Origin of the sequence: Streptomyces viridosporus, from assembly GCF_002078235.1 — a bacterium.
In the GTDB taxonomy this organism is placed as follows: domain Bacteria; phylum Actinomycetota; class Actinomycetes; order Streptomycetales; family Streptomycetaceae; genus Streptomyces; species Streptomyces viridosporus.
Genome location: NZ_MSGP01000306.1, coordinates 1 through 3360 on the forward strand (window position 1 = coordinate 1; position 3360 = coordinate 3360).

At 66.5% G+C, this 3360-nt stretch carries 6 protein-coding genes; 5 read left to right on the forward strand and 1 reads right to left on the reverse strand.

The window, feature by feature from the left end; genetic code table 11:
* The 5 genes from B7L92_RS21745 to B7L92_RS21765 all read left to right on the forward strand — a co-directional run bounded on the left by B7L92_RS21745 (window position 1) and on the right by B7L92_RS21765 (window position 3108).
* Entirely contained in the window at window positions 1–876 is an 876-nt protein-coding gene (locus B7L92_RS21745) for a response regulator transcription factor (RefSeq protein ID WP_081239161.1), read from the forward strand.
* Between the two features lie 160 nt (window positions 877–1036).
* Entirely contained in the window at window positions 1037–1234 is a 198-nt protein-coding gene (locus tag B7L92_RS21750; protein WP_081239162.1) for a hypothetical protein, read from the forward strand.
* Window positions 1234–1833, forward strand: a complete 600-nt coding sequence (locus tag B7L92_RS21755) for a pilus assembly protein TadG-related protein (RefSeq protein ID WP_081239163.1) — start codon at window positions 1234–1236, stop codon at window positions 1831–1833. Before B7L92_RS21750 ends, B7L92_RS21755 begins: the two co-directional genes overlap by 1 nt.
* Before the next feature lie 34 nt (window positions 1834–1867).
* A complete protein-coding gene (locus B7L92_RS21760) occupies window positions 1868–2449 on the forward strand; it encodes a hypothetical protein (protein WP_081239164.1) in 582 nt (193 codons plus the stop codon).
* Window positions 2450–2457: 8 nt separating this feature from the next.
* Complete coding sequence (locus B7L92_RS21765; protein ID WP_081239165.1) at window positions 2458–3108, forward strand: OmpA family protein; 651 nt, start codon at window positions 2458–2460, stop codon at window positions 3106–3108.
* Between the two features lie 79 nt (window positions 3109–3187).
* Here the strand turns inward: B7L92_RS21765 and B7L92_RS42555 are convergent.
* Window positions 3188–3360 (reverse strand): OmpA family protein (locus B7L92_RS42555; protein WP_497591190.1); only part of this gene is annotated, 173 nt, incomplete at its 5' end.

Below are 3360 nucleotides of genomic sequence, written 5' to 3' on the forward strand. Positions count from 1 at the left end.
ATGCAGAGCCCCACGCAGCCGCCGCCGAACCCCTTCCAGAACGTCCCCCCGCCCGCCGCGCTCCGGGTCGTGGTCGCCGACGACAACCCGGTGGTCCGCGCCGGCCTGACCGCCCTGCTCTCCGGCCGCGAGGACATCACGGTGGTGGCGGAGGCGGCGGACGGCAGGGAGGCCTACGAGGCGGCCCGCGCCCACCGCCCCGACGTCATCCTCCTCGACGTCCGCATGCCGGGCGTGGACGGCATCTCGGCGCTGCCCTACCTGGTGCAGATCGCCCCGGTCGTGATGCTGACGTACAGCAGGGAGTCGGAGATCGTCCAGGAGGCGCTGCGCAGGGGAGCGGGCGGCTACCTGGTCCACGGCGAGTTCGCGGCGGACCAGTTGGTGGCGGCGGTGCGGGACGTCAAGGAGGGCAGGGCCCACTTCACGTCGACGGCGGCGGGAGCATTGCTGGAGCAACTTCGCCAAGGGTCCGGGGCGGGGCAGTCGCTCCCGGAGGGACTGGGTGGCACTCAGCCAACTCACCGCAACACGGCGGGTTTCGGCCTTCCTCACACCTCACCACCATCTACTTCTGCGGAAAACCTTTCGCAACTGCAACCAGGTGTGGCACAGTCGTCGTCCGGGTGGACAGGTGGCCGCCCGGCCGCTCCCGACAGGTCGAGGTTCCAACTGAGCACGAGAGAGGCGGAGATCATGGACCTCATCGCGTCCGGCATGAACAACCAGCAGATCGCCACCGCGTGCTTCATCAGCGAGAAGACGGTCAAGAACCACATCAACCGCATTTTCGCCAAGCTCCACAGCACCAGCCGCTCCGAGGCCGCCGCGAAGTGGCTCGGCACGGCACCGGGTTCCGGCCGGGGAGTGGGGTGACCTGCGGTGACGGTAGGGGGGAAGAGGAACTGGGCCCGTGATTGGGCCCGGGTTTGGGCCCTGGGGCCCTCCGACGGAGGGGGCTCCCGCCCCTACGTTGCTCATGTCGACGGCGGCACCGCGAAGGAAGCCGCCACCGCGTCAGCCGGAGGGGAACACCATGAGCAACTGGATCAACACGACGGTCGCGTACCTCCAGTCCCGCGCTGCCCGCAACGACAAGGGCCAGACGGCGGTGGAGTACCTGGGCATCATCGCGGTGGTCGTGGCGATCGTCCTGGCGATCACGGGGACGGACATCGGGCAGTCGATCTACGACGCGATCACTCAGCAGATTGCGGAGGTCGTCGGTGGCTGATGAGGCCCCGTAAGTACGGCGACGCAGGGCAGGCCTTCCCCATCTACATCACGGTGGTGGGGGGCCTGCTCTTCCTCGCGTTCGCGTACTTTGCGGTCGGCCAGGCGGCGGTGAATCGAAACGGCGCGCAAACCGCTGCTGATGCGGCCGCTCTCGCGGCAGCTCAGGACCGGCGGGATCAACTCGCGGGCGCGTGGGTGCAGAACCTCCTCGACCCGACCAAGTGGCAGAGCATCTTCGATGGCAAAGCAGAAGGACTCGGCTTGTCCTGCTGGCGGGCGAACCAGTTCGCGGCACAGAATGATGCCGATGTGCTGAGTTGCCTTCCGGAGGGCTTTCTGGGCTATACGGTCGTGGTCGAAACGAACGGCACCGTGGGGGACTCCATTGTGCCTGGCACGGAGGATGAGAAGTCACAGGAGACCGCCACTGCCGTGATCGAGCCTCGTTGTGTGTTCGAGCTTCCGACGGGAGGTGCAGAGGAAGGCACGCTGCCTCTGCTCGCCTGTGAAGGAAGGCAGTGGGACTTGGACCCGAAGGACCCTGAAGAATTGCTTCCGAAACCCGAGGATCTCTTCGATGTCCACCTGGCCGACTGACAAGCGAACGACGAGTGACTAAGGAAGCAGAAGCATGAGCATTCGGTTCACAACGAAGGCCCGCAGGGGGATGGCCGTGCTGACCGTTGCGGCCGGACTGACCCTCGGCGTGGTCGGCTGCGGTGGTGGCGGAGGCGATGACAAGAAACCGGAGATTTCGGCTTCGGCTTCCAAGGGTGATGGGTCCAACCCGAGCGCGCAGGAGGGTCAGGCGGACGAGCCTCTTGCCGAGCTGAGGGGATCGAGCGGGCTGCTTCTTCAGATCACCTCCGCACAGCGTGACGCTGGTGGTTTCGTCATCGTCAACGCCACCTTGAAGAACGACGGAGCCAAGAGTGTCGTTGTTCCGGCCGCTCTAAGCGGTAACGAGACCGAGATCGTGAGGAACGGCCGGTCGCTCGGTGGCGCCACGCTGGTCGACTCAAAGGGCAAAAAGCGGTACTACGTGCTCCGCGACACGGACGGTCGTCCATTGACCACCACCGGATTCTCGACCATCAAGGCCGGGGAAAACCTATCTGTCTTCATGCAGTTTCCCGCCCCGCCTGCGGACGCCACAGAAGTCACTTTCCAACTGCCGACGTTCGCCAGCGGCACCATCCAGATCTCTGGGTGAGGTCGGCCATGACACGTACCCGCATGCGCCCGGCGTCACCTCGGTTCGCCTTGGCCCTCACCACCGCCACCGTCCTTGTCACCACGAACCTGTACAGCGCCACGGTGGCCTCCGCCGATGACGGCCCCAGCGTCCCCCCAGGCACCGAAGCCACCGCCTCCGCCCCCGTTGAACTCGACCCCAACGACCCGGACCTCAAGCTCCCGGACGGCGCCACTCTTGCCGAACCCAAGGTCCTGGACATCAAGCAGGTCGTCGAGGACCAGAGCGGCGACGAACGCCGCGAGGACACCAACTCCGACGTGAAGTTCGCGCTCCAGGCCGAGGTGCTGTTCGGCAAGGACAGTGCCAAGCTCGGCGCGCAGGCGAAGGCTCGTATCGCCACCATCGCGGAGGAGATCAAGACCCAGAACGCGACGAAGATCCGTGTCTTCGGCTTCACGGACAACCTCGGCTCCTCGGCGCACGGCGACGTCCTGTCCCGCCAACGGGCGAACGCCGTGCACGGCGTTCTGGAGCAGGAGCTGAACGACTCCGGCGTCACCTACGAGGTGCGCGGCTACGGCGAGCAGTACCCGATCGCCGACAACTCGACGGAAGCCGGCCGCAAGAAGAACCGCCGGGTGGAGATCTCCTTCCCCCGCGCGGAGAGCCGATGACACCAGGCGATCGGCCCCGCCTGCTCTGATCCCCGGGATGAGGGCGGGGATCAGAGCAGGCGGGGCCGATCGCCTGGTGTCATCGGCTCTCCGCGCGGGGGAAGGAGATCTCCACCCGGCGGTTCTTCTTGCGGCCGGCTTCCGTCGAGTTGTCGGCGATCGGGTACTGCTCGCCGTAGCCGCGCACCTCGTAGGTGACGCCGGAGTCGTTCAGCTCCTGCTCCAGAACGCCGTGCACGGCGTTCGCCCGTT

Bases quoted from the DNA above. Each gene is read 5' to 3' on its own strand.
- B7L92_RS21745 (WP_081239161.1), top strand. From the start codon at position 1: ATGCAGAGCCCCACGCAGCCGCCGCCGAACCCCTTCCAGAACGTCCCC.
- B7L92_RS21750 (WP_081239162.1), top strand. From the start codon at position 1,037: ATGAGCAACTGGATCAACACGACGGTCGCGTACCTCCAGTCCCGCGCT.
- B7L92_RS21755 (WP_081239163.1), top strand. From the start codon at position 1,234: ATGAGGCCCCGTAAGTACGGCGACGCAGGGCAGGCCTTCCCCATCTAC.
- B7L92_RS21760 (WP_081239164.1), top strand. From the start codon at position 1,868: ATGAGCATTCGGTTCACAACGAAGGCCCGCAGGGGGATGGCCGTGCTG.
- B7L92_RS21765 (WP_081239165.1), top strand. From the start codon at position 2,458: ATGACACGTACCCGCATGCGCCCGGCGTCACCTCGGTTCGCCTTGGCC.